At 71.6% G+C, this 25,545-nt stretch carries 20 protein-coding genes; 9 read left to right on the top strand and 11 right to left on the bottom strand.

What is annotated here, in order from left to right; all coding sequences use genetic code 11:
• Positions 1–174: 174 nt before the first annotated feature.
• Genes HAV39_RS03485 through HAV39_RS03465 form a run of 5 tightly spaced genes read right to left on the bottom strand, consistent with a single transcriptional unit; the run spans position 175 to position 6,046 of the window.
• On the bottom strand, positions 175–1,236 hold the full coding sequence (locus HAV39_RS03485) for an ABC transporter ATP-binding protein (RefSeq protein WP_191837702.1): 1,062 nt from the start codon (positions 1,234–1,236) through the stop codon (positions 175–177).
• Positions 1,237–1,276: 40 nt separating this feature from the next.
• Positions 1,277–2,320 carry an ABC transporter ATP-binding protein gene (locus HAV39_RS03480; protein ID WP_191837701.1) on the bottom strand — a complete coding sequence of 348 codons (1,044 nt, stop codon included), beginning with the start codon at positions 2,318–2,320 and terminating at the stop codon, positions 1,277–1,279.
• Positions 2,317–3,207: an ABC transporter permease gene (locus tag HAV39_RS03475; protein WP_191837700.1), complete on the bottom strand. Its 891-nt coding sequence runs from the start codon at positions 3,205–3,207 to the stop codon at positions 2,317–2,319. The genes HAV39_RS03480 and HAV39_RS03475 overlap by 4 nt, the downstream gene beginning before the upstream one ends.
• A complete protein-coding gene (locus HAV39_RS03470) occupies positions 3,204–4,217 on the bottom strand; it encodes an ABC transporter permease (protein ID WP_203736137.1) in 1,014 nt (337 codons plus the stop codon). Before HAV39_RS03470 ends, HAV39_RS03475 begins: the two co-directional genes overlap by 4 nt.
• Positions 4,214–6,046, bottom strand: a complete 1,833-nt coding sequence (locus HAV39_RS03465; RefSeq protein ID WP_191837699.1) for an ABC transporter substrate-binding protein — start codon at positions 6,044–6,046, stop codon at positions 4,214–4,216. The genes HAV39_RS03470 and HAV39_RS03465 overlap by 4 nt, the downstream gene beginning before the upstream one ends.
• Before the next feature lie 96 nt (positions 6,047–6,142).
• Here HAV39_RS03465 and HAV39_RS03460 point away from each other — a divergent pair, with 96 nt between their 5' ends.
• Positions 6,143–8,206, top strand: a complete 2,064-nt coding sequence (locus tag HAV39_RS03460; protein ID WP_191837698.1) for a S9 family peptidase — start codon at positions 6,143–6,145, stop codon at positions 8,204–8,206.
• 183 nt (positions 8,207–8,389) lie between these two features.
• On the opposite strand, the gene HAV39_RS03455 is transcribed toward HAV39_RS03460, so the two are convergent.
• A complete protein-coding gene (locus HAV39_RS03455; RefSeq protein ID WP_239120369.1) occupies positions 8,390–9,394 on the bottom strand; it encodes a hydroxyacid dehydrogenase in 1,005 nt (334 codons plus the stop codon).
• 271 nt (positions 9,395–9,665) lie between these two features.
• On the opposite strand from HAV39_RS03455, the gene HAV39_RS03450 reads away from it, so the two are divergent.
• From HAV39_RS03450 to HAV39_RS03440, 3 genes are all read left to right on the top strand, one after another.
• Complete coding sequence (locus HAV39_RS03450) at positions 9,666–10,970, top strand: ABC transporter substrate-binding protein (protein WP_191837697.1); 1,305 nt, start codon at positions 9,666–9,668, stop codon at positions 10,968–10,970.
• Between the two features lie 75 nt (positions 10,971–11,045).
• Positions 11,046–11,951 (top strand): carbohydrate ABC transporter permease, encoded by a 906-nt coding sequence (locus HAV39_RS03445; protein ID WP_191837696.1) that lies wholly within the window; start codon positions 11,046–11,048, stop codon positions 11,949–11,951.
• A complete protein-coding gene (locus HAV39_RS03440; RefSeq protein WP_191837695.1) occupies positions 11,948–12,877 on the top strand; it encodes a carbohydrate ABC transporter permease in 930 nt (309 codons plus the stop codon). Before HAV39_RS03445 ends, HAV39_RS03440 begins: the two co-directional genes overlap by 4 nt.
• A gap of 111 nt (positions 12,878–12,988) precedes the next feature.
• Here the strand turns inward: HAV39_RS03440 and HAV39_RS03435 are convergent, their stop codons facing one another.
• Positions 12,989–14,023, bottom strand: a complete 1,035-nt coding sequence (locus tag HAV39_RS03435) for a LacI family DNA-binding transcriptional regulator (RefSeq protein WP_191837694.1) — start codon at positions 14,021–14,023, stop codon at positions 12,989–12,991.
• A gap of 121 nt (positions 14,024–14,144) precedes the next feature.
• Positions 14,145–17,027, bottom strand: a complete 2,883-nt coding sequence (locus HAV39_RS03430; RefSeq protein WP_191837693.1) for a polysaccharide lyase family 8 super-sandwich domain-containing protein — start codon at positions 17,025–17,027, stop codon at positions 14,145–14,147.
• A gap of 265 nt (positions 17,028–17,292) precedes the next feature.
• Here HAV39_RS03430 and HAV39_RS03425 point away from each other — a divergent pair, with 265 nt between their 5' ends.
• The 3 genes from HAV39_RS03425 to HAV39_RS03415 all read left to right on the top strand — a co-directional run bounded on the left by HAV39_RS03425 (position 17,293) and on the right by HAV39_RS03415 (position 21,127).
• Positions 17,293–18,813, top strand: a complete 1,521-nt coding sequence (locus HAV39_RS03425) for a beta-N-acetylhexosaminidase (RefSeq protein WP_191837692.1) — start codon at positions 17,293–17,295, stop codon at positions 18,811–18,813.
• A gap of 64 nt (positions 18,814–18,877) precedes the next feature.
• Positions 18,878–19,918, top strand: coding sequence for a zinc-dependent alcohol dehydrogenase family protein (locus HAV39_RS03420; protein WP_191837691.1), 1,041 nt, complete (start codon positions 18,878–18,880; stop codon positions 19,916–19,918).
• 33 nt (positions 19,919–19,951) lie between these two features.
• Complete coding sequence (locus tag HAV39_RS03415; RefSeq protein ID WP_191837690.1) at positions 19,952–21,127, top strand: cytochrome P450; 1,176 nt, start codon at positions 19,952–19,954, stop codon at positions 21,125–21,127.
• Positions 21,128–21,266: 139 nt separating this feature from the next.
• Here the strand turns inward: HAV39_RS03415 and bioD are convergent, their stop codons facing one another.
• Positions 21,267–22,001, bottom strand: a complete 735-nt coding sequence (gene bioD, locus HAV39_RS03410; protein WP_191837689.1) for a dethiobiotin synthase — start codon at positions 21,999–22,001, stop codon at positions 21,267–21,269.
• Positions 21,998–23,134, bottom strand: a complete 1,137-nt coding sequence (locus HAV39_RS03405) for an 8-amino-7-oxononanoate synthase (protein ID WP_191837688.1) — start codon at positions 23,132–23,134, stop codon at positions 21,998–22,000. Before HAV39_RS03405 ends, bioD begins: the two co-directional genes overlap by 4 nt.
• A gap of 72 nt (positions 23,135–23,206) precedes the next feature.
• Between HAV39_RS03405 and bioB the strand changes: the two genes are divergently transcribed.
• Positions 23,207–24,214 carry a biotin synthase BioB gene (bioB, locus tag HAV39_RS03400; protein ID WP_191837687.1) on the top strand — a complete coding sequence of 336 codons (1,008 nt, stop codon included), beginning with the start codon at positions 23,207–23,209 and terminating at the stop codon, positions 24,212–24,214.
• 8 nt (positions 24,215–24,222) lie between these two features.
• A complete protein-coding gene (gene bsaP / locus HAV39_RS03395; protein WP_191837686.1) occupies positions 24,223–24,411 on the top strand; it encodes a biotin synthase auxiliary protein BsaP in 189 nt (62 codons plus the stop codon).
• Between the two features lie 132 nt (positions 24,412–24,543).
• On the opposite strand, the gene HAV39_RS03390 is transcribed toward bsaP, so the two are convergent.
• Positions 24,544–25,497, bottom strand: a complete 954-nt coding sequence (locus HAV39_RS03390) for a polysaccharide deacetylase family protein (RefSeq protein WP_239120370.1) — start codon at positions 25,495–25,497, stop codon at positions 24,544–24,546.
• Positions 25,498–25,545: the final 48 nt, after the last annotated feature.

The following is a 25,545-nucleotide window of genomic DNA, read 5'->3' as shown; positions in this document are numbered from 1 at the left end:
TGACGTCGCGCGATTTCCGCGCCCACCGCCCGGCCGTGTCACCGCAGCCGATGACCCGGCACATCCGCCGGCTCCGGGCCCGGCCCGGGCCCGACGGTCTGTGGCCGCCGGGGCGACCACCAGACCGCCGGGATGCAGGGCAGGTCTGCCCGGGACGGACCCGGGCCGACGGGGTCAGACGGAGAGCAGCCCGGTCGGCGAGCCGCCGGCAGCGCCGGCGATGCCGTCGCCGATGTGACCGGACAGCAGGCAGGCGGCGGCGTGCGGGCCGTGCAGCGGCAGCACCGGCAGGCTCTCGCCGACGCACCGGGCGGCGATGCCGGCCCGCGCCGCCAGGCCGCCGGCCAGCGCCGGGCAGCGCGGGTGGAACCGGCACCCGGCCGGGATCCGCGACGGGTCCGGCGATTCGCCGGACAGGATCACGGGCGTACGCCCCGTCGCCTCCGGCAGCACCGACAGCAGCGCCGCGGTGTACGGGTGCTTCGGCGCGGCGAGCACCTGCTCGGTCCGGCCGACCTCGACGATGCGGCCGAGGTACATCACCGCGAGCCGATCGGCGATGTTCCAGGCGAGCCCGAGGTCGTGCGTGACGACCAGCACGGACAGGCCGAGCTCGTCGCGCAGCGACAGCAGCAGCGCGAGGATCTCGCCGCGCACCGACGCGTCCAGGGACGCCACCGGCTCGTCCGCGATGATCAGCTCGGGTTCCAGCACCAGCGCGCCCGCGATGACGACGCGCTGGCGCTGCCCGCCGGACAGCTCGTGGGGATAACGCCCGAAGAAGCGCTCCGCGGGCCGCAGCCCGGCCTGCGACAGCGCCTTGGCGACCAGCTCACGCTCGTCACCGGGCACCTTGTGGATGCGCAGCCCCTCGGCGACGGCCTCGTACACGGTGCGGCGCGGGTTGAGCGCGCCGGTCGGGTCCTGCAGCACGAGCTGCACCTTGCGGCGCAGCGCCTTCAGGCCCCGGCCGCTGTAGTCCAGCGGCTTGCCGTGGTGCAGCACCTGGCCCTCGTACGGCCGCTGCAGTCCCAGCAGGGTGCGGGCCAGCGTCGTCTTGCCGCTGCCCGACTCGCCGGCCAGCGCGACGATCTGCCCCCGGTCGACGGACAGCTCGACCCCGTCGACCGCGCGCACGGGCGGGACGCCCTTGCCGCGGCCGCCGAACCCGACACGCAGGTTCCGCGCCTCGATCACCGGATGCAGGGAGACGCCCGCGTCACCACGCTCGCTCATGCCTTCTCCTCGCCGCACTCGTCGGCGGCAACACGGACGCTCATGCCTTTACCCCCACGTGCACACAGGCGGCGCTGCGCGCGGTGTCGACCGTGCGCAGCCGGATGTCGTACTCCACGCACTCGGCCAGCGCGACCGGGCAGCGCGGCGCGAACGCGCAGCCCCCGCCCAGCTCGCGCGGGTCCGGCGGGTCGCCGGGCAGGCCGCGCGGCGCACGGCGGGAGGCCATGTCGCCGATCACCGGGAACGCCGCGGCCAGCGCCTGGGCGTACGGGTGGGCGGCGTCGGCGAACAGCCGGTGCCCCGGTCCGTGCTCGACGACCCGGCCCGCGTACATCACCGCGACGCGGTCGCAGGTGGACGCGAGCACCGACAGGTCGTGGCTGATCAGGATCAGGCCGACGCCCCGCTCCTGGACCAGCTGCTTGAGCAGGGTGAGCACCTGGGCCTGCACCATGACGTCGAGCGCGGTGGTGGGCTCGTCCGCGATGATCAGCTGGGGCGAGCAGGCCAGCGCCATGGCGATCATGACGCGCTGCTTCTGCCCGCCGGACAGCTCGTGCGGGTACGACTCGGCCCGCCACGCGGGCACGCCGACCTGCTCCAGCAGCTCGCCGACCTGCTTGCGGGCGGCGGCCGACGACGACTTCGGGGCGTGCAGCAGGATCGCCTCGGCGATCTGGCGGCCGATGCTGCGCACCGGGTTGAGCGCGTGCATCGCGCCCTGGAACACGATCGACGCCTCGTTCCAGCGCACCGCGCGCAGCTGTCCCCAGCTCATCTTCATGACGTCGCTGCCGTTGAGCAGGATCTCGCCGGACACCTCGGCGTTGCCGGGCAGCAGCCGGAGCAGCGCGCTCGCCAGCGTCGACTTGCCGCACCCGGACTCCCCGGCGAGGCCGAGCGTCTCCCCCGCCCCCAGGACGAGGTCCACTCCGCGCACGGCGGGCAGCGGCACCCCCCGGTCGCGGTAGGACACCCGCAGATCCCTGATCTCCAGCAGGCCGGCCGCGCCTCCGGTCCGCGGGTGCGGAATCCTCGCCGCGCCCGTGCCTGTGTGCGGGTCTCGCTGCTCGCCGGTCATGACCTGCCCTCCAACCGCGGGTCGAGGATGCGTTCCAGGGCGCGGCCGCACATGTTGAACGCGCGGACGACGAGCACCACGGCGACGCCGGGGCCGAGCACCCACCACCAGGCGCCGCGGTCGATCGCGCCCAGGGCGTACGCCTCATCGAGGACGCGCCCCCAGGAGACCCGCAGCGGGTCGCCGAGGCCGAGGAACGACAGGGTGGTCTCGGCGATGATCGCGATGGAGACGGTCAGCGTGGTGTTCGCCAGCACCAGCGGCATCACGTTGGGCAGCACGTGCCGGGTCATCTGGTGCCAGTGGCCGCCGCCCAGCGCCCTGGCCCGCTCCAGGTAGGGGCGCGCCTCGATGGCCAGGGTCTGCGCGCGGACCAGCCGCGCCGTGCCCGACCAGGAGGTCACGCCGATCACGATGATGACGGCGATCAGCTTGGGCACGTCTGCCGGGAACACGGTCGCCAGCACGATGGCCAGCGGCAGGTACGGGATGACCAGGAACCATTCGGTGAACCTGTTCAGCGCACCGCCGAACAGGCCCTGGAAGTGCCCGGACGTGATGCCGATCAGGGTGCCCAGCAGCATCGAGATGACGGTGGCGGCCAGGCCGACCAGCAGCGTCACCTGACTGCCGTGGATGACCATGGTCAGCACGGAACGGCCTGCGTGGTCGGTGCCGAGCGGGTAGTCCCACGACGGCGCGGCCGCGAGCGGGCCGTCGGCCTTGGTGACCTCCAGCCCGGCCGGGTCGGCCAGCACCGACGCGAAGATCGCCACCAGCCCGAACAGGGTGAGCACGATCAGCCCGGACAGGCCCTCGCGGTCGCGCAGGAAGGCCCGCCAGGCACTGGTACGCCGCCGCGGGGCGGCCGCCGCGAGCGCGCTCATGCCGCACGCACCCGGGGGTCGAGCACCGGCATCAGCAGGTCCGCGACGAGGTTCATGATGATCACTCCTGCCGAGAAGACCAGGAACAGGCCCTGCAGCAGCGGGATGTCCGGGCCGCGCAGCGCGTCGTAGGTGAGCCGTCCCAGGCCCGGCCACGAGAACACGGTCTCCACCGTGATCGCGCCCGCCACCACGAAGCCCATGCTCAGGAAGAACAGGGTCATCGACGGCAGCAGCGCGTTGGGCATCGCGTGGCGGCGCATGACCAGGTCGTCGCGCAGGCCCTTGGCCCGTGCCGTGGTCAGGTAGTCGGCCCGGCGCTCGTCCAGGATCGACGACCGCATGATCAGCGAGTACTCGGCGACGTAGACGACGGCGAGCACGGTCACCGGCAACACCATGTGCCAGAGCACGTCCAGCCAGGCGGGCAGGGTCGAGCGGGGGTCGTTCATGCCCCGGGTCGGGAAGATGCCGTACTGGTTGAGGAAGACCAGCAGCACCAGGCCGAGCAGCCACTCCGGCATCGAGTAGAAGGTGACCGCGGCGTTCGAGCTGAGCTTGTCGAAGCGGCTGCCCTGCCGCCAGCCCGCCCGCGCGCCCAGCCACACCCCGAGCACCGCCGCGATGACCAGCGCCGTGCCGGACAGCAGCACGGTCGGCCACAGCCGCTCCGCGATCACGTCGGTGACCTTGGCGTGCTGGCTGAACGAGACGCCGAGGTCGCCGCTGAGCACGCTCTTGACGTACTTGCCGAAGGCGACGGTCCAGTGGTCGTTGAGGCCGAGCCGGTCGCGCAGCTCGCGCAGCGCCTCCGGGTCGGCGTTGCGCCCGCGCGGGGCGAACGCCTTGGCCGGGTCACCGGGCAGCACCCGGAACAGGAAGAAGTTCACCACCACGACGAAGGCCAGCATCAGCAGCGCCGCGACGCACTTGCGCAGCACGAACATCGGGGAGGGGAGCCGGGAGGGCCGGCGCGTCACCGCGCCGGCCCCGCTGGACGGGCCGGTCATTCCCGGTCGTCCGCGCTCTTGCGCCGGACCAGCACCAGCACCACCCCGGCCACGACCACCAGCAGCACCACGCCGCCGACGACGTAGAGCACCATGCCCGGTCCGGAGTTCACGTCGGCCGCCTGCGCGGTGACCGGGGCGATGTTGCGGTAGCTGTGGGTGCCGTACTGGAAGGCGAGGATGCCGCCGCGGGACGGCTGCGGCACGAACCCGGTGAACCGGTCCGACCGGTACACCTCGGTCTGGTTGTAGTAGTAGGTCAGCGAGTAGGCGACGTCGTCGTAGAGGATCTGCTGGGCCTGCTTGATCACCTCGGCGCGCGCCTTCGGGTCGATCATCGTCTGCTGCTCGGCGTACAGCTTGTCGAACGCCTCGTTGCAGTAGAAGCTGTCCGACCAGCCCGCGGCGATCTCGCCGTCCTCCTCGGTCGACCGCTGGTCGCAGGTCATCACGGAGAGCTGGAAGTCGGGGTCGGGTTCGACGACCCAGCCCCACTCGAACAGGTCGAACTCGCCCTTGCCGAGCACCGCGGTGAGGTTGTCCTCGCTCATGATCGACACGACCGCGTCGATGCCGATCTCCTTGAGCCAGGAGCGCACGTACTCGGTGCTCTGCTTGGAATACTCGGAGCTGTCCCGGCCGAAGAGGCGGAACTTCAGCGCCTTGCCGTCCTTGGCCCGGATCCCGTCGGCACCCTTGGCGTAGCCCGCCGCGTCGAGGATCGAGTTCGCCTTGGCCAGGTCGAACGCGCGCTCGGCCGAACCCGGGTTCCAGTGCGTGTCGGCGTAGATCGGCGGGATGACCCCGGTCGCAGGGCTGCCGTGCCCGGCCAGCACCTTCGACACCAGCGTCTTGCGATCGATGGCGTGGTCGATGGCGAGCCGGACCTGCTTGTCCTTGAGCGCCGGGTGGCCGTCGCCGATCGCCTTGCCCTCGGTGGTCGCGGCGCCGAGGTTGTAGCCGATCTCGTTGAAGCCGTAGTACTTGGCGTCGTTGACGGTGATGCCCGGCAGGTTCACCAGCGTGTCGGCGATGGCCGCCGGCAGGTCCTGAGCCATGTCGATCTCGCCCTGCTTCAGGGCCTGGGACAGCGCGGAGTCGTCGGCGAACACCGTGTAGATCAGCTCATCGATCTTGGGTGCGCCCGCGAAGTGCTGCTTGTTGGCGGCGAACCGGTAGAACTGGCCCTTCTTCGCCTCCACCAGCTGGAACGGCCCGGAGCCGACAACGTCCTTGTCGTTGGCGTACGTCGCTGCGTCCTTGGCGCTGATCTTCGACCAGACGTGCTCCGGGACGATCGGCACCGAGAGCCGCAGCATGATCGGGCTGGGCTTCTCGGTCTCCATCACCACGGTGTGGTCGTCAGTGGCGCTGATCTTCGTGATGTTGTCGACGTAGCTGGCGTACTGGCCGTTGGCCGTCTCGTCGTCCTTGGCCCGCTGGAACGTGTAGACCACGTCCTTGGCGGTCAGGTCGACGCCGTCGGACCACTTCACACCCTGGCGAATGTGGAACGTCCAGGTCTTGCCGTCCGCCGAGGTCTCCCACTTCTCGGCCAGCCACGGCTCCGGGGAGAAGTCGCCGGCGGCGGAGACGGTGAGGTAGTCGTACATCAGCTGGTAGGCGTCGAAGGCGCTCGCGACGACACCCACGTACGGGTTGAGCGAGTCGATGTCCTGCTTCACGCCGATGACGAAGCTCGTCTTGCTGCGCTCGGCGGAGGAGCCCGGGGTGGGCGTCCCGTCGGCGGCGGCCGGGGAGGCGAGCGCGCCGAGGGCGGTCAGCGCGGCCACCGCCGCCAGTGCCACCCCGGCGCGCAAACGGCGCACTGACTGATTGGTCAACCAGGATCTGGGAGCAGGAGGGGTGCTGCTCATCGGTTCTCTCCTTGGTGCCCGGGGGCGTGGCGGGTAGGGTGCCCGGTCATGCCGCACGATCTCGACAACACCGCCGTCCCGCCGGTCGCCCCGCGCGAGCCCCACGAGCACGAGCTGCACGGACGCCGGTGGACCGACGATTACGGGTGGATGCGCGACCATTCCGACCCGCGGTTTCTCGCCTACCTGCGCGCCGAGCGCGGGTACTACGATGCCGCCGCGAACCGGTTGGAGGGCCTCCAGACCGAGGTCTTTCACGAGGTGGAGCGACGACTCCTTCCGACTGATGACTCAGTCAGTTGGAGACATGGTTCACGTTTCTACTACACCCGGACCGTCGCGGGAAGTGAGTACGAGCAGTTCTTACAAGCTGGTCATGACGGTGACTCGGACCGGGTGCTGCTCGACGGGGCCTGGCTGGCGGGTCCCGACGGGTTCGCCGAGATCGGATTGCGGGAGTTGAGCCCCGACAACACGCTCCTGGCGTATTCAGTGGATACCACCGGTGATGAGGTGTATCGATTGAAGTTCCTCCAGTTGGCGACGTTGACTGACCTTTCGGAGGAACTCCCGCGTACGTACTACACGGGGGCGTGGAGCGCCGACTCCGGCACGTTCTTCTACACCGTGCACGACGACCTGTTCCGCCCCCACCAGGTGTGGCGGCATCTCATCGGCACGTCTCCCGAAGCGGACGTGCTGGTCCTGCAGGAGGACGACGCCCGGTTCGACCTGACCGTGCAGACCACCCGGGACTTGCGCTGGATCATGATCGAGGCGCGCAGCCGGGACACCGCCGAGTGGCGGATGATCCCCGCCGACGCCCCGCATACGGCCCCGGTGCTCGTCGCGCCGCGGCGCAAGGGCGTCGACTACAGCGTCGACCACGCCGACGGGCGGCTGGTCATCGTCACCGACGACGGCGCGCCCGAGTTCCGGGTGATGTCCGCGCCGGTGGCGACCCCCGGCCCGGAGCACTGGACCGAACTGCTCGCGCCGCGGCCGGGCGAGCGGATCACCGCCTGCCACGCGCTGCGTCGGCACTGGCTGGTCGAGCTGCGCCGCGACGGCTTCCCGCTGCTGCGGGCCGTGGACCGGGCGACCGGGGCGGTGGTCGAGATGGCCGCGGAGATCGACGCCGGGCACATCCGGCTGGCCACCCCGGTGGAGTACGGCGACACCACCGTCACGGTCGTCGTCGAATCCCTGACCGAACCGCCGTCCTGGCACTCCGTCGACCTCTGCACCGGCGTACGCGAGCTGCGCAAACGCCGCGAGGTGCCGGGCTACGACGCGACGGCGTACCGGACCGCGCGACGGCACGCGACCGCCCCGGACGGCACCGCCGTGCCGGTGACCCTGGCCTGGCGCGCGGACACCCCGCTCGACGGCACCGCCCCCGCCCTGCTCTACGGGTACGGCGCCTACGAGTCCGTATTGGACCCCGAGTTCGATCCGGTGCTGCCGAGCCTGCTCGACCGCGGGGTGGTGTACGCGCTGACCCACCCGCGCGGCGGCGGCGAGAACGGCCGCCGCTGGTGGCTCGACGGGCACCTCGCCGCGAAGGCCAACACCTTCACCGACCACCTCGCGGTCGCCGACTGGCTGGCCGACGGCATCGCCGACGGGTCGCGCCTGGCCACCCGCGGGCTGTCCGCGGGCGGCCTGCTGCAGGGCGCGGTCTACACGCGGCGGCCGGGACGCTGGGCCGCGGTCGTCGCCGAGGTGCCGTTCGTGGACGTGATCACCAGCATGCTCGACCCGGACATCCCGCTGACCGTCAACGAGTGGGACGAGTGGGGCGACCCCCGCAAGCCGGATGAGTTCGACTGGATGTGGGCGTACTCCCCCTACAACCACCTGCCGCAGGGCAGACGCCCGGCACTGCTCGCCACCGGCGCCCTGCACGACCCCCGCGTGATGGTCCACGAGCCCGCGAAGTGGGTCGCCCGCCTGCGCGCCACCGCCACCCCGGACGACGGCCCCCTCTACCTGCGCCCCGAACTCGGCTCCGGCGCCCACACCGGCCCCGCCGGCCGCTACGCCCACGCCCACTACGAAGCTGAAATCACCGCCTTCCTCCTATCCCACCTCCGATCCGCCGCCCTCTAGATCCCCCGACTTGCCTGGCACCTGTGCGTATCTTGGACGGCCTTTCGCACAGGTGCCGGGCAAGTCGAACGACCTTGGTGAGGCCGCCGCCCGGTCCGGTGTCGCGGGCGATGCGCACAATGCGGCCCTGGGCCGCGGTGTGGCGCGGGGCGGGACGCGCGTCCCGCGGGGCACCGGTCCGGGTCAGGCGAGGACGGCGAGCTGGTCGGCGCGGATCTCGCCGGACATCGGGCGACCGGCGACGAGGTGCTCGACCTCGGTGACGGCGTACGCGCCCAGGCGGCGGGCCTCGGTGCCCTGGACCCCGGCGAGGTGCGGGGTGATCCACACGTTGGGCATGGCGAACAGCGGGTGCCCGGCGGGCAGCGGCTCGGGGCTGGTGACGTCGAGCAGCGCGTCGATCCGGCCGTCGGCGCAGGCGCGGGTGAGCGCCTCGGTGTCGATGAGCGCCCCGCGCGCGGTGTTGATGACGATCGCGCCGTCGGGCAGCATGGCCAGCCGCCGCTCGTCGATCATGCGCACGGTCTCGGGCAGCTCCGGTGCGTGCAGGGTCAGCACGTCGCTGCGGCGGCACAGCTCGTCGAGCCCGACCGGCTCCGCGCCCAGCGCGGCCGCGTCCAGCGGGTCCAGGTGCGGGTCGCTGACCAGCACCCGGAACCCGGCCGTGCGCAGCCGCACGATGACGCGTCGGCCGATGCGGGACGCGCCGACCACCCCGATGACCCGCCCGTCGTTGCCCGCGCGCTCGTTGACCGCGAAGGTCGGCTGGCGGCCTTCGGCATATCGGCGGGCGAAGGCGAAGGCGCGCTTGCCCGCCAGCAGCAGCACCGCGAGGGTGAAGTCCACGACCGGCTCGGCGTTGGCGTCGGCGGCCGAGGAGACCGCGATGCCGCGGGCGAAGACCTCCGGGCCGACGTGCAGCTTCACCGAACCCGCCGCGTGCACGACCGCGCGCAGCCGGGGCATCGCGTCCAGCACGTGATCGTCGAGCCGGGGGCAGCCCCACCCGGTCAGCAGGATCTCCACCTCGGACAGCACCCCGGCCACAGCGTCGAATCCGCCGACCGGATCGGGCGTGAGCAGGCGCAACGAGCCGTCGAGCCGGGTCAGCAGGTCGGCGGGGAACACCGCGCCTGCCGCCGGCGGCGACATCACGATGAGCCCGGCAGGGCGGTCCGGCTGGCTCACGGCTTCTCCCTAGCGATCTTTAGTAAACGGTTGCTGTACGGATTCAGGACCGTAGCCGCATCCGTTTACGAGGTCAACACTGGGTTTGCGTGCCGATTGCAACGAGATGGAAACGACGACTTGACGTCGTCATAGAAACCGGTTTAGTTTCTGTCTCCGCCGGGGACGGTGATCTGAGCCACTTCCCCGGCATCACTCCCGGGCCCCAGGGTCGGGGCTCTGAACTGCGAAAACCTCCGCTACGATCCATTCCCCCCGCAAAGGAGCGGTCATGAAGACCCGATCGATGAAGGCAGCCGCGACGCTCGCCGGCGCCATGGTTTCCATGGCTCTGGTCGCGACCGGCTGCAGCAAGGGCACCGACACCCCCGCCGACAAATCCGCCGTCACCGAGGTCACCTTCTGGTCCTGGCTGCGCGCCTCGCAGGAGGTCACGGACGCGTTCAACAAGACCCACACCGACGTGCAGGTCAAGTTCGAGCAGATCCCGGGCGGCGCCGAGGGTTACGGCAAGCTCACCAACGCGGTCAAGGCGGGCAACGCGCCGGACGTGGCCACGGTCGAGTACGCGATGCTCCCGGACATGCTGGCGCAGGGCAACCTGGCCGACATCTCCGGCGACATCACCGACCTGGTGAAGTCGAAGTACCCGGCCCCGATCCAGGAGCTGGTGACGCTGGGGGGCAAGACCTGGACCGTGCCGCTTGACGCGGGCGCGATGGTCATGTTCTACCGCAAGGACCTCTTCGAGCAGCACAAGATCGCCGTGCCGAAGACCTGGGACGAGTTCAAGGCCGCGGCCGAGGCCGTGAAGAAGGCCGACCCGAAGTCGCGCATCACCGACTGGAACCAGACCGACTCGGCTAACTTCGTGTCGCTGAACTGGCAGGCCGGCGCGAAGTGGTTCGGCATCCAGGGCGACTCCTGGAAGGTCACCCTCGACTCCCCCGAGTCGCAGAAGGTCGCCGGCTACTGGCAGGACCTGATCACCAAGGACCTGGTGACCAACGTCCCGGCGGAGGAAGTGCAGAAGCGCAAGGCCGCCGGCCAGGTGTGGACCCAGCTCGGCGGCGCGTGGGCCGCGGGCGGCCTCAAGGCGGGCCTGCCGGACCAGGCCGGCAAGTGGGCCTCGGCCCCGCTGCCCTCGTGGGACGCCGCCCCGGCGTCGGCCATGGTCGGCGGCTCGTCCTTCGGCGTGAGCAAGACCAGCAAGAAGAAGGAAGCCGCGCTGAAGTTCATCACCTGGATGACCACCACCCCGGAGGGTATCCAGGCCCGCCTGGCCAGCGGCGCCAGCTCGACGCTGCCCGCCATCCCGGAGCTGGCCGACGTCGCCGCGAAGAACTTCGACACCACGTTCTTCGGCGGCCAGGACATCTACGCGGTGGCCAAGACCGCGCTGCCGACCATCAAGACCGGCTGGGTGTGGGGTCCGGGCATGCGCGGCGTGTTCGACGGTATCGGCGAGCAGTTCAAGCTCGTGCAGACGGGCAAGCAGCAGCTCCCGGCCGTGTACGGCCCGGTGCAGACCAAGACGATCGCCGACCTGAAGGGCCGCGGCATCAACGCGTCCTGACGATCACGGGGCGGGCGGCGCTGTCCTCGGGCAGCGGCGCCCGCCCCGCTCTAGCTGCTGAAAGGAGGTGCGCTCATGCCCCCCACCCGTTCCGGCCTGGCCCGCCGCCAGTACGGCGTCGCCGCGCTCTTCACCGCCCCGTTCTTCCTGCTGTTCTTCACCTTCACCCTCGCGCCGATCGGGTACGGCGGCTGGCTGAGCCTGCACCGCGAGCAGACGTCGGGCCTCGGCCTCGGCGGCGAGCCCGAGCAGGTCTTCGTCGGCCTGGACAACTTCACCAGGGCGCTGACCGACGGGCAGTTCCTCGGCAGCTTCGTGACGGTCGGCGTCTACTGCCTGGTCTACATCCCCGTCATGATCGGCATCGCGCTGGTGCTGGCCCTGCTGCTCGACTCGGCGTACGCCCGCGCCAAGCGCTTCTTCCAGCTCGCGCTGTACCTGCCGAACATCGTGCCCGGCCTGATCGCCGCGATGATCTGGACGTATCTGTACACCCCGGGCCTGTCCCCGATCATCGACGCGCTGGAGCAGGTCGGCATCCCGTTCCACCTCGGCTCGGACGCCGGGGCCGTCGGCGCGGTGGCCAACCTGACCACCTGGATGCACACCGGCTACAACGTCATCATCTTCTTCGCCGCGCTGCAGGCCGTGCCGCGCGAGGTCATCGAGGCCTCCACCGTCGACGGCGCCGGGCAGATCCGCATCGCGTGGTCGGTCAAGGCGCCGATGATCCGCGGCGCGGTGGTGCTGGCGGTCCTGTTCACCGTCATCGGCGCGATGCAGCTGTTCACCGAGCCGTTCATCGTGCGCGACGCGGCCACCACCATCGACCAGGCGTGGACCCCGAGCCTGTACATCTACCAGCTCACCAAGGCGTACGACATGGGCGGCGCGGCCGCGGCCTCGCTGATCCTGACCGTGGTGCTTGCCGTGGCGTCGTTCCTGGTCACCCGATTCTCGAAGAAGGGCGCGACGCTATGAGCCCCTCGCAGACGCTGACCCGCCCCGACCGGGCGGCCTCCGCCGACCACGCGACCCGGCCCGGCGACCGGCGGCGCACCCGGTCCGCCTCCCCGCTGCTGGGCAGAGGCGTCGTCAACGGCGTGCTCATCGCCGCCATGCTGTGGACCGTGCTGCCGCTGACGTGGCTGGTCGTCGCGGCGACCAAGGGCTACGCCGACCTGTACTCCACCGGCGGGTTCGAATTCGCCCGGGTGCGGCTGTGGGAGAACCTGGTCGCGCTGTTCACCTTCAACGACGGGCTGTTCCTGCGCTGGCTGCTCAACAGCTTCCTCTACGCCGGCGTCGGCGCGCTGGTCAGCTCGATGATCTCGATCCTGGCCGGGTACGCCTTCGACAAGTTCCGGTTCCCCGGCAAGGAGCGCTGGTTCGGGCTGGTGCTGCTGGGCGTGCTGGTGCCCGCCGCGGTCACCACGGTGCCGCTGTACCTGATGGCCTCGGATCTGGGCCTGACGAACAGCTTCTGGGGCGTGTTCCTGCCCGGCCTGGCCAGCCCGTTCGGGGTGTACCTGGGCCGGGTGTTCAGCCAGGCGTACGTGCCGGACGAGCTGCTGGAGGCCACCCGGGTCGACGGCGCGGGCGAGCTGCGCACCTTCTGGCAGATCGCGTTCCCGCTGCTGCGCCCGGCCTTCGCGACGCTGTTCCTGTTCGGCTTCACCGGCGGCTGGAACGCGTTCTTCATGCCGCTGCTGATGCTGTCCGACCACGAGCTGTACCCGGTCGGCCTGGGCCTGTTCATGTGGCGGCAGCTGATCAACACCGATCAGGACCTGTACTACCCGCTGCTGATGACCGGTTCGCTGGTGGCGATCCTGCCGCTGATCGTGGCGTTCTTCAGCCTCCAGCGCTACTGGAAGGCCGGCCTCACCGCCGGTGCGGTGAAGTAACCACCCCTACCGCCCCCACCGGCCGCGATGATCGCCGTTTCGTGTCGGAACCTCGGGTCCTACCGCAGGTTCCGACACGAAACGGCGATCAAGCCGTTCCTTCGTCTCGCCTCAGATCAGGGGGCGGACGGAGTCGCGCATGGCGATGTGGGTGCCGAGCATGACGTGCTGGCGGGCGGAGCCATCGCCGCGCTGGAGGGCGAGTTTGACGGCGGTGCGGCCGAGTTCCTCGTGCGGGAGGTGGACGCTGGTCAGGGCCGGCGTGAGTTCGGGGGCGAACGGGGTGTCGTCGTAGCCGATCACGGAGACGTCGTCGGGGACGCTCTTGCCCGCCGCGCGCAGCGCCCGCATCGCCCCCGCGGCGACGAAGTCGTTGGCGGCGAAGATCGCGGTGAACTCCACGCCGTCGGCCAGCAGGCGCTGGACCTGGCGGAAGCCGGAGTCCTGGCTCATGTCGCCGTGGGTGATCAGCGCCGGGTCGACGGGCGTCCGGAAGGCCTCCAGGGCCCGGCGGTAGCCGTCGAGGCGGGCGTCGAAGGTCGTGTTGCCGATCGGGCCGCCCAGCATCGCGATCCGGCGGTGGCCCGAGGAGAGCAGGTGGCTGGTGGCCGAGAACGCGCCGCCGGCGTTGTCGTACTCGACGGTGATGGCAGGGAAGTCCGGGCCGAGCGAGGGGCGGCCGCACAGCACCAGGCGGCTGCCCGCGTCCTCCAGGCCCTTGGCATAGCGGTACATGCGCTCGCGGTAGTCGTCGGTCATGTTCACGCCGCCGACCAGGATGACCGCGTCGGCGTGCTGCTCGCGCATCAGCTTGACGATCTCCAGCTCGCGGTCCGGGTCGCCGTGCGTGGTGCACACCAGGCACAGCCGGTCGGACTCGGTGGCCTGGTATTCCACGCCCGAGGCGATGAACGCGAAGAACGGGGTGACCACGTCGTACATGACCAGCGCGACGACGTTGGAAGTGGAGCCGGACAGCGCCCGCGCGTGGGCGTTGACGACGTAGTCCAGCTCGCGCACGGCCCGCTGGACCTTGGTGCGGGTGGCGTTGGCGACGGGGTAGTCGCCGGAGAGCACCCGGGACACGGTCGCCACCGACACCCCGGCCATCGCCGCGACGTCGCGAATGGTGGGCCGCTTGTTCATAGGAACCCCAGAAGGATGAGGAGAGCAGGGGAAACGATTCTAGAAAGCGTTTACCCTACGCGTCCTCATCCGTTCTGTCCACGCCGGTCGACAGGCAGACCGTTCCGCGCGAAGGAATCCTTCAGCCGGTGACGACCTGCAGGAACGCGGGCCGGGTGGCGTTGCTGCGGCTGTTGAGCACCGTCGCCCGGCCGACCGCCGCCTGCCACAGCCCGATGGTCGCGGTCCTGTCCCCCGCGCACTCGGCCTGCACGAACGGCGTGACGTCGAGCGGGATCCAGTCGGCGACCTGGCACAGGGGCGCCGTGGACAGCTGGGCGCCCAGCGCCGGTGCGGTGTTCCAGGTGATCCCGGACTCGGTCCAGCTGTCGGCGCTGACGGCGTACGCGCTGATGCTGGTGTGGGTGCCGACGGAGTCGGCGGTGTTGCCGCTGACCCAGAGCACCGCCCGCTTCGGCGCGGCGGCCAGCGAGGTGAGGTCGAACTTGAGGAACGCCTTGCGGGCGTATCCCACGCCGTCGTTCTTCACCTCCAGGGTGGCGCCGTTGTAGTTGGTGGTGGCGTAGCTGCCGTCGCGGGTGTGCGCGTCGGCGGTGGGCGACAGGCTCAGGTGCCGGCCGCCGGTGACGGGGCCGCCGGTGCCGAAGGTGATGCTCCGGGAGCCGCCGAGCGCGCCGCCGACCTCGGCCACCAGTGTGATCGGGTTGAGTCCGGTGACGGTGATGCGCCCGTCGCCGGAGGCGGTGCTGAAGCCGCTGCGGGCGATGGTGACGGTGACCGTGGTGGCGTTGCGGGTCGGGTCGGCCACGGTGACCTTGAGCTGGCCGCCGGACTCGCGCATCAGCACCGAGCAGGGGGCGCTGACCGTGATCGGCCCGGCGGTGCCCGCGGCGAAGAAGTTCGCGGCGGTGATCCCGGTGGCGGTGTCGCTGATCGCCTGTGCGTTCGCCGTGTTGGCGAGCACGGTGACGGTGGGTGAGGCGGCGCGGGCGGCGGTCGTGGCGGTGTCCGCGCCGGGCAGCAGGTGGTAGCTGTAGGAGCCCGCGGTCGGGTTGACGCCGTGGTCGACGTACAGCGTGAGGTATTTGCGGGTCAGCACCTCGGTGGTGCCGCCGGTGTTGATCTGCGACCAGCTGCCGGAGCGGGACTCGCGCAGTGCCTTGACCGTCGCGCCGCCGGGGAACACGATCCCCGCGAAGGCGTTGTGCGCCCAGTTCACCCCGGTGAAGGTGGCCGAGCCGAGGGTCGCGAGCTGGGTCGCGCCGTTGATGTACAGCGGCTGGTTGCCGGTGCCGCCGCCGAGGTTGCGGTTGTCCACGACGGTCTCGACCGCGACGCCGTCGGTGCTGCTGATGCCCGCGCCCAGGCAGACGATGCCGTCGTCGAGGCAGAACCACGACTTCTTCGCCTGCAGCGTCGACTCCAGGCCGCGGGTGTCCTGGCCGAGCGCGGCGAAGGTTCCGTCGGAAGCGCCGCCGACCCAGCTGGTGCCGGGGTCGGGTGCGCCCCAGGTGCCGCCCGCGCCGTCGGCGAGCGCCTTCTTCGACACCGTCGTGCCGGGCAGCCGGTACGGGTCCACGGTCGGCCAGAACGCGTCCGAGTACTGCCCGTTGCCCCAGGTCGAGCCCCAGTACGACAGCATGCCGTTGTTGGTGTGCCAGCCCTTGAGGTGCTCGCCGTTGCCGGTCTCGTAGTAGGTGGTGCGCTTGGAGCACATGGCGATGGACGCGGCCCAGCCCGCGCGGCGGTGCACCGCCTGGTCCTGCGCGGCGAGCAGGCGGTGGCTGACGGGCTCCGCGACGGCGGTGACCGACGCGCTGTCGCGGATCGCGAGGCACGCGGCCAGGGTCGGCACGCTCAGCGTCTGGTCGTCGGCGAGGTTGCCCCAGTACTCGCGCTGGATCCAGCCCTTGACCATGCCCCGCCACAGCGCGGCCTCGGCCGTGGACGCGGCGTCGGCCATCCGCACGAAGCTCGCGACAAGGCCGTGGCCGCGCACGTGGTCGTCACCCTGAATGCCCAGCGGGTCCTGCAGGGACAGGCCGCGGCTGACGCCCCGGCCGCTGACGCAGTCCATGACGAGGCCGTTGTAGATGAACGGGGCCCAGGAGCGGGTCATCGCGTCGAAGGCGATCTGCCGGTGGGGGTCGCTCACCGCCCAGGTCGACCCGGCCAGCAGGCCGAACAGCCCCGCGAGCCCGGACAGCAGCGCCGCGCCGTAGGTCCCCTGGTAGGGCACCACGCCGTGCTGGATGAAGGAGCCGTCCTCGTAGTAGCCGTCGCCGGTGCGCACATACGTGAAGATCGGAGAGAGACCGTCCCGCCCGGCGATGATCTTCGCGGCGTTCTTGCCGAGGATGCCGCGCCGCACCACCACGACACACACGTCGGAACGGTTCGCGCCGGTGCTCGCCCCGCCGTTGAGCAGCGGCGACACCGACGGGGTGAAGGTGTCCACGGCGGCGAGCCAGTCGGCGACCTGAGTGGCGGTGAGGTGGTCGTAGACGAGCGCCATGATGTCGAGCAGCGTTTGCGGGGTGCCGATGTTCCAATCCCACCAGTTGCCGAACCAGCTGGTCGACGGCTTGAAAATCTTGGTGTGCAGGTAGTCGAGACCGGTGACGATCTGACCGAGCAGGGTCGCGTCGCCGGTGAGGCCGGTGCCTGGCTGCGCCCAGGCCATCGCCATGGCACGCAGGCGGGAGTAGCTGCCGGTGACCGAGGACGAGACGTCGAGCGGCAGGTCCGGCCACAGCGCGGCGCCGCCGGGGGTCATCGCGGCCCGGCGCTGGGTCGCGATCTCGCCGATCACGGCCAGGCGCGAGGCGTACGGCTCCACCGCCGGGTTGAAGCCGGTGCCGGTGATGCTGTCGCGATACCGCAGGCGCAGCGTGTCGTACTCGTCGGCGGCGTACGCCGGGCCGGCCGGGAGCAGGGGCAGGGTCAGCGCGCCCAGTGCGGAGGCGCTGCCTGCCCGCAGCAGGTGACGGCGGGACAGGTGCATGATCCATCCTCTTTACGTCAGTACTACAGCGGACTTACGTAACCGTTTCCCCCATCGATGACGCAGAAGATAGGGCATGTGCTCTCCGCCACACAAGAGAAATCGGAAAACGTTCTCTCCCGTCGCCGGGCACACCGCCGCTGACCATTGCCTGACAACGGGCATCCGCCAGTTGTGGATCTTGACTACTGTTAAGAAGCTGTACTACGGTCACCCTGTTGTTCCCGAAATCGTTTTCTAGGCGTCGTTACCTGGAGGAGCCGCCGTGCTGATCCCGCAACCCCTCTCGTACGCGCCGGCCCCGGGACAGCGGACGCTCACCCCGCAGACCACGGTCAGCGCCCCAGCAGAGATCGCCGACCTGCTCCGGGAGCTGCTCGGCCCGGCCACCGGCCTGCCGCTGGCCGACGGCGGCGACGACGCCGAGCTGGCCTTCACCCTGGACGACACGGCCGGACTCGGCGACGAAGGCTACCGGCTCACCGTCGACGGCACCGGCGTGCGCGCCGTCGCGGGCACCCTCGCCGGGCTGCGCTGGGCCGTGCAGGCACTGCGCCAGCTGCTGCCCCCGCAGGCGTACGCGGCGACCCCCGCCGCCGGGATCGCGTGGACCCTGCCGTACACGCAGATCGAGGACCGGCCCCGGTATCCGTGGCGCGGCATCATGGTCGACGTCGGCCGCTGGCACCAGCCGGTGTCCTGGCTGCGCACCGTGGTCGACCTGCTCGCCATGCACCGGATGAACACGCTGCACCTGCACCTGACCGAGGACCAGGGCTGGCGCTTCGAGGTGAAGCGATACCCGCGGCTGACCGAGGTCGGCGCGTGGCGGCGGGAGTCGCCGATCGGCCACGAGAACATCAAGCAGGCCGACCGCACCCCGCACGGCGGCCACTACACCCAGGACGAGCTGCGCGAGCTGGTCGCGTACGCGGCCCGGCGCGGGGTGACCGTGGTGCCCGAGATCGACCTGCCGGGGCACACCACCGCCGCCATCGCCGCCTACCCCGAGCTGGGCAACAACCCCGGCACGCAGCTGGCCACCGGCACCCGGTGGGGCATCTACGACACGGTGCTCAACTGCGACGACGCCACCGTGCAGTTCATGAAGCACGTGCTGGACGAGCTGGTCGACGTGTTCCCGTCGACGCTGATCCACCTCGGCGGCGACGAGGTGCCACCCGCGGAGTGGTCGGCCAACCCGGGCGCGCGGGCGCGCATGAAGGAGCTCGGACTGACCGAGCCGGAGGACCTGCTCGGCTGGTGGATCTCCGAACTGGCCGCGCACCTGCGCGAGCACGGCCGCCGGGTGGTGGTCTGGGACGAGCTGGTCGGCCGGGGCGCGCCGGCCGAGGCCGTGGTCATGGCGTGGCGGCACCAGGACCACGTCACCGCCGCCCTGGCTGCTGGGCACGACGTCGTCGCCACCCCGTGCGAGCACGTCTACCTCGACTACTACGAGTCCGACGCGCCCGGCGAGCCGGTGAACATCGGCGGCCTGCTGCCGCTGGAGAAGGTGTACGCCTACCAGCCCGAACCCGACGAGCTGCCGGCCGGCGCCAACCGGGTCCTCGGCGTGCAGGGCAACCTGTGGGGTGAGTACCTGCCGACGGTCGGCCGGGCGGCGTACAACCTGCTGCCGCGGATGTCCGCGGTGGCCGAGGCGGGCTGGGGCACCCGCACCGAGCTGGGCGACTTCCGGCAGCGGCTCGACGTGATGCTGGCGCGCTTCGACGCGCTCGGCGTCGCGTACCGCCGCCCGGAGCCCTACCCGGCGGCGCAGTAGCGACGTAGTCTGCTGGGCACCGCGACCGGAGCACCGGCCGCGGTGCCCGGTGGGAGGGGAACACGTGCGCGCGGTCGCCTATGACGGTTTCGGACAGCAGCCCGACGTGCGTGAGCTGCCCGAACCGACGGCGCTGCCGCACGGTTGCGTGATCAAGGTCGAGGCGACCGGGCTGTGCCGCAGCGACTGGCACGGCTGGATGGGCCACGACCCCGACATCGCGACGTTCCCGCACGTGCCCGGCCATGAGCTGGCCGGGACCGTGCACGCCGTCGGCGCGGACGTCACCGGCTGGCGGGTCGGCGACCGGGTGACCGTGCCGTTCGTCTGCGGCTGCGGTGGCTGCGAGCCGTGCCGCCGGGGCGCGCCGCAGGTCTGCGAGCACCAGACCCAGCCCGGCTTCACCCACCGCGGCTCGTTCGCCGAGTACGTCGCGATCGACCACGCCGACCTCAACCTGGTCGGCCTGCCCGAGCAGCTGTCATATGCCGCCGCGGCAGCGCTGGGCTGCCGGTTCGCCACGGCGTACCGCGCGGTGGTGGCGCAGGGGCGGGTCGCCGCAGGGCAGTGGGTCGCCGTCTACGGCTGCGGCGGCGTCGGGCTGTCGGCCGTGATGATCGCCGCCGCGTACGGCGCGCGGGTCGTCGCCGTCGACGTCTCCCCGGGCGCGCTCGACCTCGCCCGGCAACACGGCGCCGAGGCCTGCGTGAACAGCCGCGAGACCGATCCGGTCGCGGCGGTGCGCGAGCTGACCGGCGGGGCGCACCTGACCGTTGACGCCCTGGGCAGCCCGGCGACCTGTGCCGCGGCCATCCTGAGCCTGCGGCGCAGCGGTCGGCACGTGCAGGTCGGCCTGCTCCCCCACGGCGCGCCCGAGCTGCCGATGGGCCGGGTCATCGGCTGGGAGCTGGAGATCCTGGGCAGCCACGGCATGGCCGCCGCCGACTACGGTCCGATGCTCGACCTCGTCGTGTCCGGGCGGCTGCGCCCCGACGCGCTGGTCACCCGCACCATCGGCCTCGACGAGGTGCCCGCGGCGCTGACCGCGATGGGCGAGGCGCCCCCGACCGGCATCACCGTCATCACCCCGCGAGCCCTTGCCTGAACGGTCGCTCACCCCGCCTAGTACGGTGTCCGAGTGCTGTTCCGTACCTGGGACCAGCCTTTCGACAACGACGGGCGGGCCGAAGCGACCGTCGAGGTGACCGACCACGTCGGTGTCGCGCACGTCGTCGTCAGCGAGCACCGGCTCGTCAAGCAGGTGCTGGCCGACCCGGACACCTTCCGGCCCGACAACGCCCTCGACGCGATCAGCCCCATGCCGGTCAGCGCGCTGCGTGTGCTCGCCTCGTACGGCTTCAAGCTGCCCGCCACGCTGGCCAACAACGGCGGCGTGTCCCATCCGGCGATCCGTGAGATCACCGCGCAGGCCCTGCACCCGGCTCGGGTCGAGGCGTTGCGCCCCTGGCTGACCGGAGTGGTCCGGCGCCGCGTCGCGACACTGGCCGCGCGGCTGCGCACGGGCGAGCCCGTCGACCTGTACGCCGACCTCGCCGCCGACCTGCCCCTGCTGGTGCTGGCGAAGCTCGTCGAGCTGCCTGACGCCGAAGCGGCCGTGGTCAAGGAGTTCTCCCGGGCCGCGCTGGAGCTGTTCTGGGCCCCGCTCGACACGCCCCGGCAGCTGGCACTGGCCGAGACCGTCGGCCGGTTCCACACGGTGCTGCGCGACTTCGCTGCCACGGCCGGCGGCATGGTCGGCGAGCTGCGCGCGCACACCGCCGAGGCCGGGCTGCCCAAGGAGACGCCGGTCGGGGCGTTGTTCTTCCTGCTCGTGGCCGGGCAGGAGACCACCTCGCAGTTCCTCACCCTGCTGCTGCACCGGCTGTCCGGCGAGCCCGCCGTGCTCGACGGCCTGGCCCGGGGCACCGTGGGCGTGGACGACGTGGTCGAGGAGGGGCTGCGGCTCGTGCCGCCGATCCCCACCTGGCGGCGGGTGGCCGCCCGGGACACCGAACTCGACGGCTTCCCGGTGCGCGCCGGTGCGAGCGTCGTGCTGTGGCTGGCCCGCGCCGGGCTCGCGGTCGCCGAGCACCCGCACGACTTCGTGCCCGGCCAGCGCGGCTCGCGGCGTCACCTGGCCTTCGGCGCGGGCGCGCACCGCTGCGTCGGCGCGCAGCTGTCCCGCATGGAGGCCGCCGTCGTCGTCGCCGAGACCGCACCCCTGCTCCGCGACATCGAGGTCGTCCGCGCCCCCTGGTGCCCGGACAACCTCAGCTTCCGCATGCCCGACACCTTCACCATCCGCCGCCCCTGACCCGCCCGCCGGCGCGGCGCGGCTCATGATCGTCGGACTTGCCTGGCACTCGTGCGTATCTTGAAGGCCCATTCCCACAGGTGCCAGGCAAGTCGAGTGACCTTGGTGGGGTGGGTGGCTGCGGGGGTACGGCGCCGGGTCAGTCCTCGTCGGGCTCGGCCAGGGTGCGCGGGTCGTCGCAGTCGCCGTACAGGGTGGGGCTGAGCCAGCCGGGGGCACTGCGGCGGAAGACCCCGGGTTCGATGTCGCCGGCGCCCTCGGGGAGCAGACCGTCGAGCTCTTCGGGCAGGTCGGACAGGTTGGCGTAGTGGACGAGTTCGGGGCGGCCGGGCCACGCGCCGAGCACGACACGGCCGGCGATGTTGCGGCGGGCCATCGCCTCCAGGGTCAACGCGGTGTGGTTGAGGGTGCCCAGGCCGGCCCGCGCGACGACGACCGCGGGCGCGGACAGCGCGACCGCGAGGTCGGCCAGCGACCACACCGCGCCACCGGGGTGCAGGCCCATCGGCACCAGCAGCCCGCCCGCGCCCTCGACGAGGGTCAGCTCGTGCTCGGCCGCGATGCTCTTGACCTGGTCGATGATCGCGAACATGTCGAGCGGCGGCAGGCCGGCGACCCGGGCGGCGGCGGTCGGCGCGAGCGGGTCCGGGTACTCGGCGAGGGTGACCGTGGTGGCGGGGGCGGCCAGCCGGGCCACCACCGCCATGTCGGGCACCTCGCCGTAGGAGGGGTCGATGCCCGTCTGCGCGGGTTTGACCACCGCGGTGCGTACCCCCGAAGCGGTTGCCGCGGCGGCGATCGCGGCTGTGGTGATGGTCTTGCCCACCCCGGTGTCCGTGCCCGTGACCAGCACGATCCCCGTCAGCGCCGTCATGGCCGCACCTCCACGATGATCTCCAAGGCCCGCGCGAAGTCCGCCGCGGGCACGCCTGCGTTGATCGTCAGCCGCAACCGCGAGCGACTGTCCGGTGTGGACGGCGGGCGGAAGCACCCTACTGCCACGCCCTTTTCCCGGCAGGCCCCGGCCCAGGCCCAGGCCTGCTCGGCCGACGGGGCCTCGACGGACACCACACCACCCGCCGGGTCGGTGACGGTCAGGCCCGCCGCCCGGCACGTGTCGCGGATCGCGGCCGCGCGTTCGTGCAGCACCGCGCGCAGCGGCGCGCCGTCGAGGGCGAGGTCGAGCGCCGCGCCCACCCCGGCGGCGATCGCGGGCGGCAGCGCGGTGTCGAAGATGAAGGTCCGGCCGGTGTCGACCAGGTGCCGGATCAGCGCGGCGGGTCCGGCGACCACGCCGCCCGCACCACCCAGCGCCTTGGACAGGGTCGCCGTGACGATCACGTCGGGCTCACCCGCGAGTCCGGCCGCGACCACGCCGCCGGACCCCTGCGGGCCGAGCACGCCGAGCCCGTGCGCGTCGTCGACGAGCAGCAGCGCCCCGTGTGCGCGGGAGGCCGCGTGCAGCTCCGCCAGCGGGGCGAGATCTCCGTCGACGGAGAACACCGACTCGGTGAGCACCACCGCGGGCCGGCCGGGGTGCGCCGCGAGCACGCGGCCCGCGTCGGCCGGGTCGCCGTGCGCGAACGTCACGGTCTGCGCCCCGGCCAGCCGGCAGCCGTCGATCAGCGAGGCGTGGTTGTGCGCGTCGGAGACCAGCAGCGTGTTCGGGCCGCACAGGGCCCGGATCGCGCCCAGGTTGGCCAGGTAGCCGCTGGAGTAGACCAGCGCCTGCTCGGCCCCCAGCCACGCGGCGAGCGCGGACTCCAGCGCGGTGTGCGCGTCGGTGCTGCCGCGCACCAGCCGGGAGCCGGTCGCGCCGAGGCCATACTCGTCCAGCGCGGCCGCCGCGGCGGCCCGCACCCGCGGGTGGCGGGCCAGGCCGAGGTAGTCGTTGCCGGCGAGGTCGACGAGAGCGTCGTCACCGGCGCGCGGACGCAGTTCCCGGCGCAACCCGGCGCGTTCGCGCAGGTCGGCCTTGCGGCGTAGCGTCGCCAGCCAGTCGCCCATGGTTCAACCCATCCATACCTCAGTCACTCGGCCTTTGGCCGACCCGAACAGGCCGCGTTGTAGGGTACGCCCATGTCGACCAGCTCAGTATCGGTACTCGACCGCGCCCGCACCCGTGTCCTCGCCGAGGGACAAGGCCTCGAAGAGGCCGACATCCTCGAAGTGCTCCGGCTGCCCGACGAGGACATCCCCGCCGCGCTCCAGCTGGCCCACGAGGTCCGCATGCGCTGGTGCGGGCCCGAGGTCGAGGTCGAGGGCATCGTGTCGCTGAAGACCGGCGGCTGCCCCGAGGACTGCCACTTCTGCTCGCAGTCGGGCCTGTTCTCCTCCCCCGTGCGCTCGGTGTGGCTGGACATCCCGTCGCTGGTGAAGGCCGCCCAGCAGACGGCGGCCACCGGCGCGAGCGAGTTCTGCATCGTCGCGGCCGTACGCGGCCCGGACGCCAAGCTCATGCAGCAGATGCGCGACGGCGTCAAGGCGATCAAGGAGGCCGTCGACATCAACGTGGCGGCGAGCCTCGGCATGCTGAGCCAGGAGCAGGTCGACGACCTGGTGGACATGGGCGTGCACCGCTACAACCACAATCTGGAGACCTGCCGGTCCTACTTCCCGAACGTGGTCACCACGCACTCGTGGGAGGAGCGCTGGGGCACTCTGAAGATGGTGCGCGACTCCGGCATGGAGGTCTGCTGCGGCGGCATCATCGGCCTCGGCGAGACCCTGGAGCAGCGCGCCGAGTTCGCGGCGCAGCTCGCCGAGCTGCAGCCCGACGAGGTGCCGCTGAACTTCCTCAACCCCCGGCCGGGCACCCCGCTGGGCGACCAGCCGGTGATGGACCCCAAGGACGCGCTGCGGGCCATCGCCGCGTTCCGGCTCGCACTGCCGCGCACCATCCTGCGGTACGCGGGCGGCCGCGAGATCACCCTGGGCGACCTGGGCACCCGTGAGGGCCTGCTGGGCGGCATCAACGCGGTGATCGTCGGCAACTACCTGACCACCCTCGGCCGCCCGGCGACCTCGGACCTCGACCTGCTGGCCGAGCTGAAGATGCCGGTCAAGGCCCTGTCCGCGACGCTGTGAGGCCGACCGTGGAGACGGCCTACTGCGACCGCTGCGGCGAACCCGCCGACGGCGCGCCGCACCACGGCTGCCAGGCGGCCCGCGAGCTGGAGCCGCCGCGCTTCTGCACACACTGCCGCCGCCGGATGAAGGTCCAGGTCGTGCCCACCGGCTGGACCGCCACCTGCGTCGAGCACGGCACCCTGTCGGACCACTGACCACCACCCCGCACCGCGCGCCGCGTCCATCTCAGGCCGCAACTCTTTAGGAGTTGCGGCCTGAGCACGTCCCGGACGGCGCGACTCTTCAAGAGTTGCGCCGGTGTGGGAGGGCCGCGGCGCGCGGCGGCGTCAGGGCAGGGGGGTCGCGGGCGCCGGGGACGGTGGTGGGGGCGGGGCGTCGGGGAGCGCGATCAGGGTGTAGCGGGCCTTCAGCCAGGGCAGCAGCGTCCGGTACGCCACGATGGTGTCGGGTTTGCCGTTGTCGTGCGACAGCACGATCGAGCCGGGACGCACGTCCCGCTCCACCGCCGCGATGATGTGGTTCACCATCGCCGTGCCCTTACCGAACTTGGCGCTCTCCCAGTCGCGCGGGTCCACGTGCCAGTAGATCGACTTCATGCCCAGCTCGGACGCGATCCTCACCAGCTTGGTGGTGAAGTTGCCGCCGGGAGCGCGGAAGTACGCGACCCGGGCGCCGGGTGCGGCCCGCAGGATCATCTTGTTGGTGTTCTCCAGATCCTTGCGGATGTACGCGTCATCCCGCTTGGCCAGGTCGAACAGGTGCTGCCAGGAGTGGTTGCACAGGGTGTGGCCCTCGGCGGCGATCCGGGTGATCATCTCCGGGTGGTCCCGGGCCCGGAAGCCGACGACGCAGAAGGTGGCCTTCACCCCGCACTGCTTCAGCTCGTCGAGGATCTTGGGGGTGTTGATCGGGTCCGGCCCGTCGTCGAAGGTCAGCGCCACCGCGGGCGAGCCGGTCGACACCAGCGAGCCGCCGGGACCGGCGCCGCTCGCGACCGGCCTGGTCTGCGCGATCTTGCCCGTGCAGCTGATCGGCTTGGCCGAGGTCGCCGGCGGGGCCGGTTTGGGGGTCGGCGGCGCCGGGGCCACCGTCGGCGAGGCACTCGGCACCGACATCGACATCGACGGCGACGGGGCCGCGGTGGGCGTCACCGCCGGGGCGGGCGACGAGGTCGGGGTCGGGGTCGAGGCGGTGCCACCGGCCGCGGGCTTCGAGGGGGAGGCGCAGGCCGCGAGCGCGATCATGACGAACACAGCGACAACCGCGATGCGTCGTTGCATGCGAACTCCTGGGGGGAGGGGGTTCAGCGTGCCCCGACCATAGTCCAT

The sequence above is a fragment of the Catellatospora chokoriensis genome (assembly GCF_011297315.1).
GTDB classification, from domain to species: Bacteria; Actinomycetota; Actinomycetes; order Mycobacteriales; family Micromonosporaceae; genus Catellatospora; species Catellatospora citrea.
The sequence above is the reverse complement of the archived record's forward strand: the minus strand, read 5'-3'. Positions and strand labels throughout refer to the sequence as shown.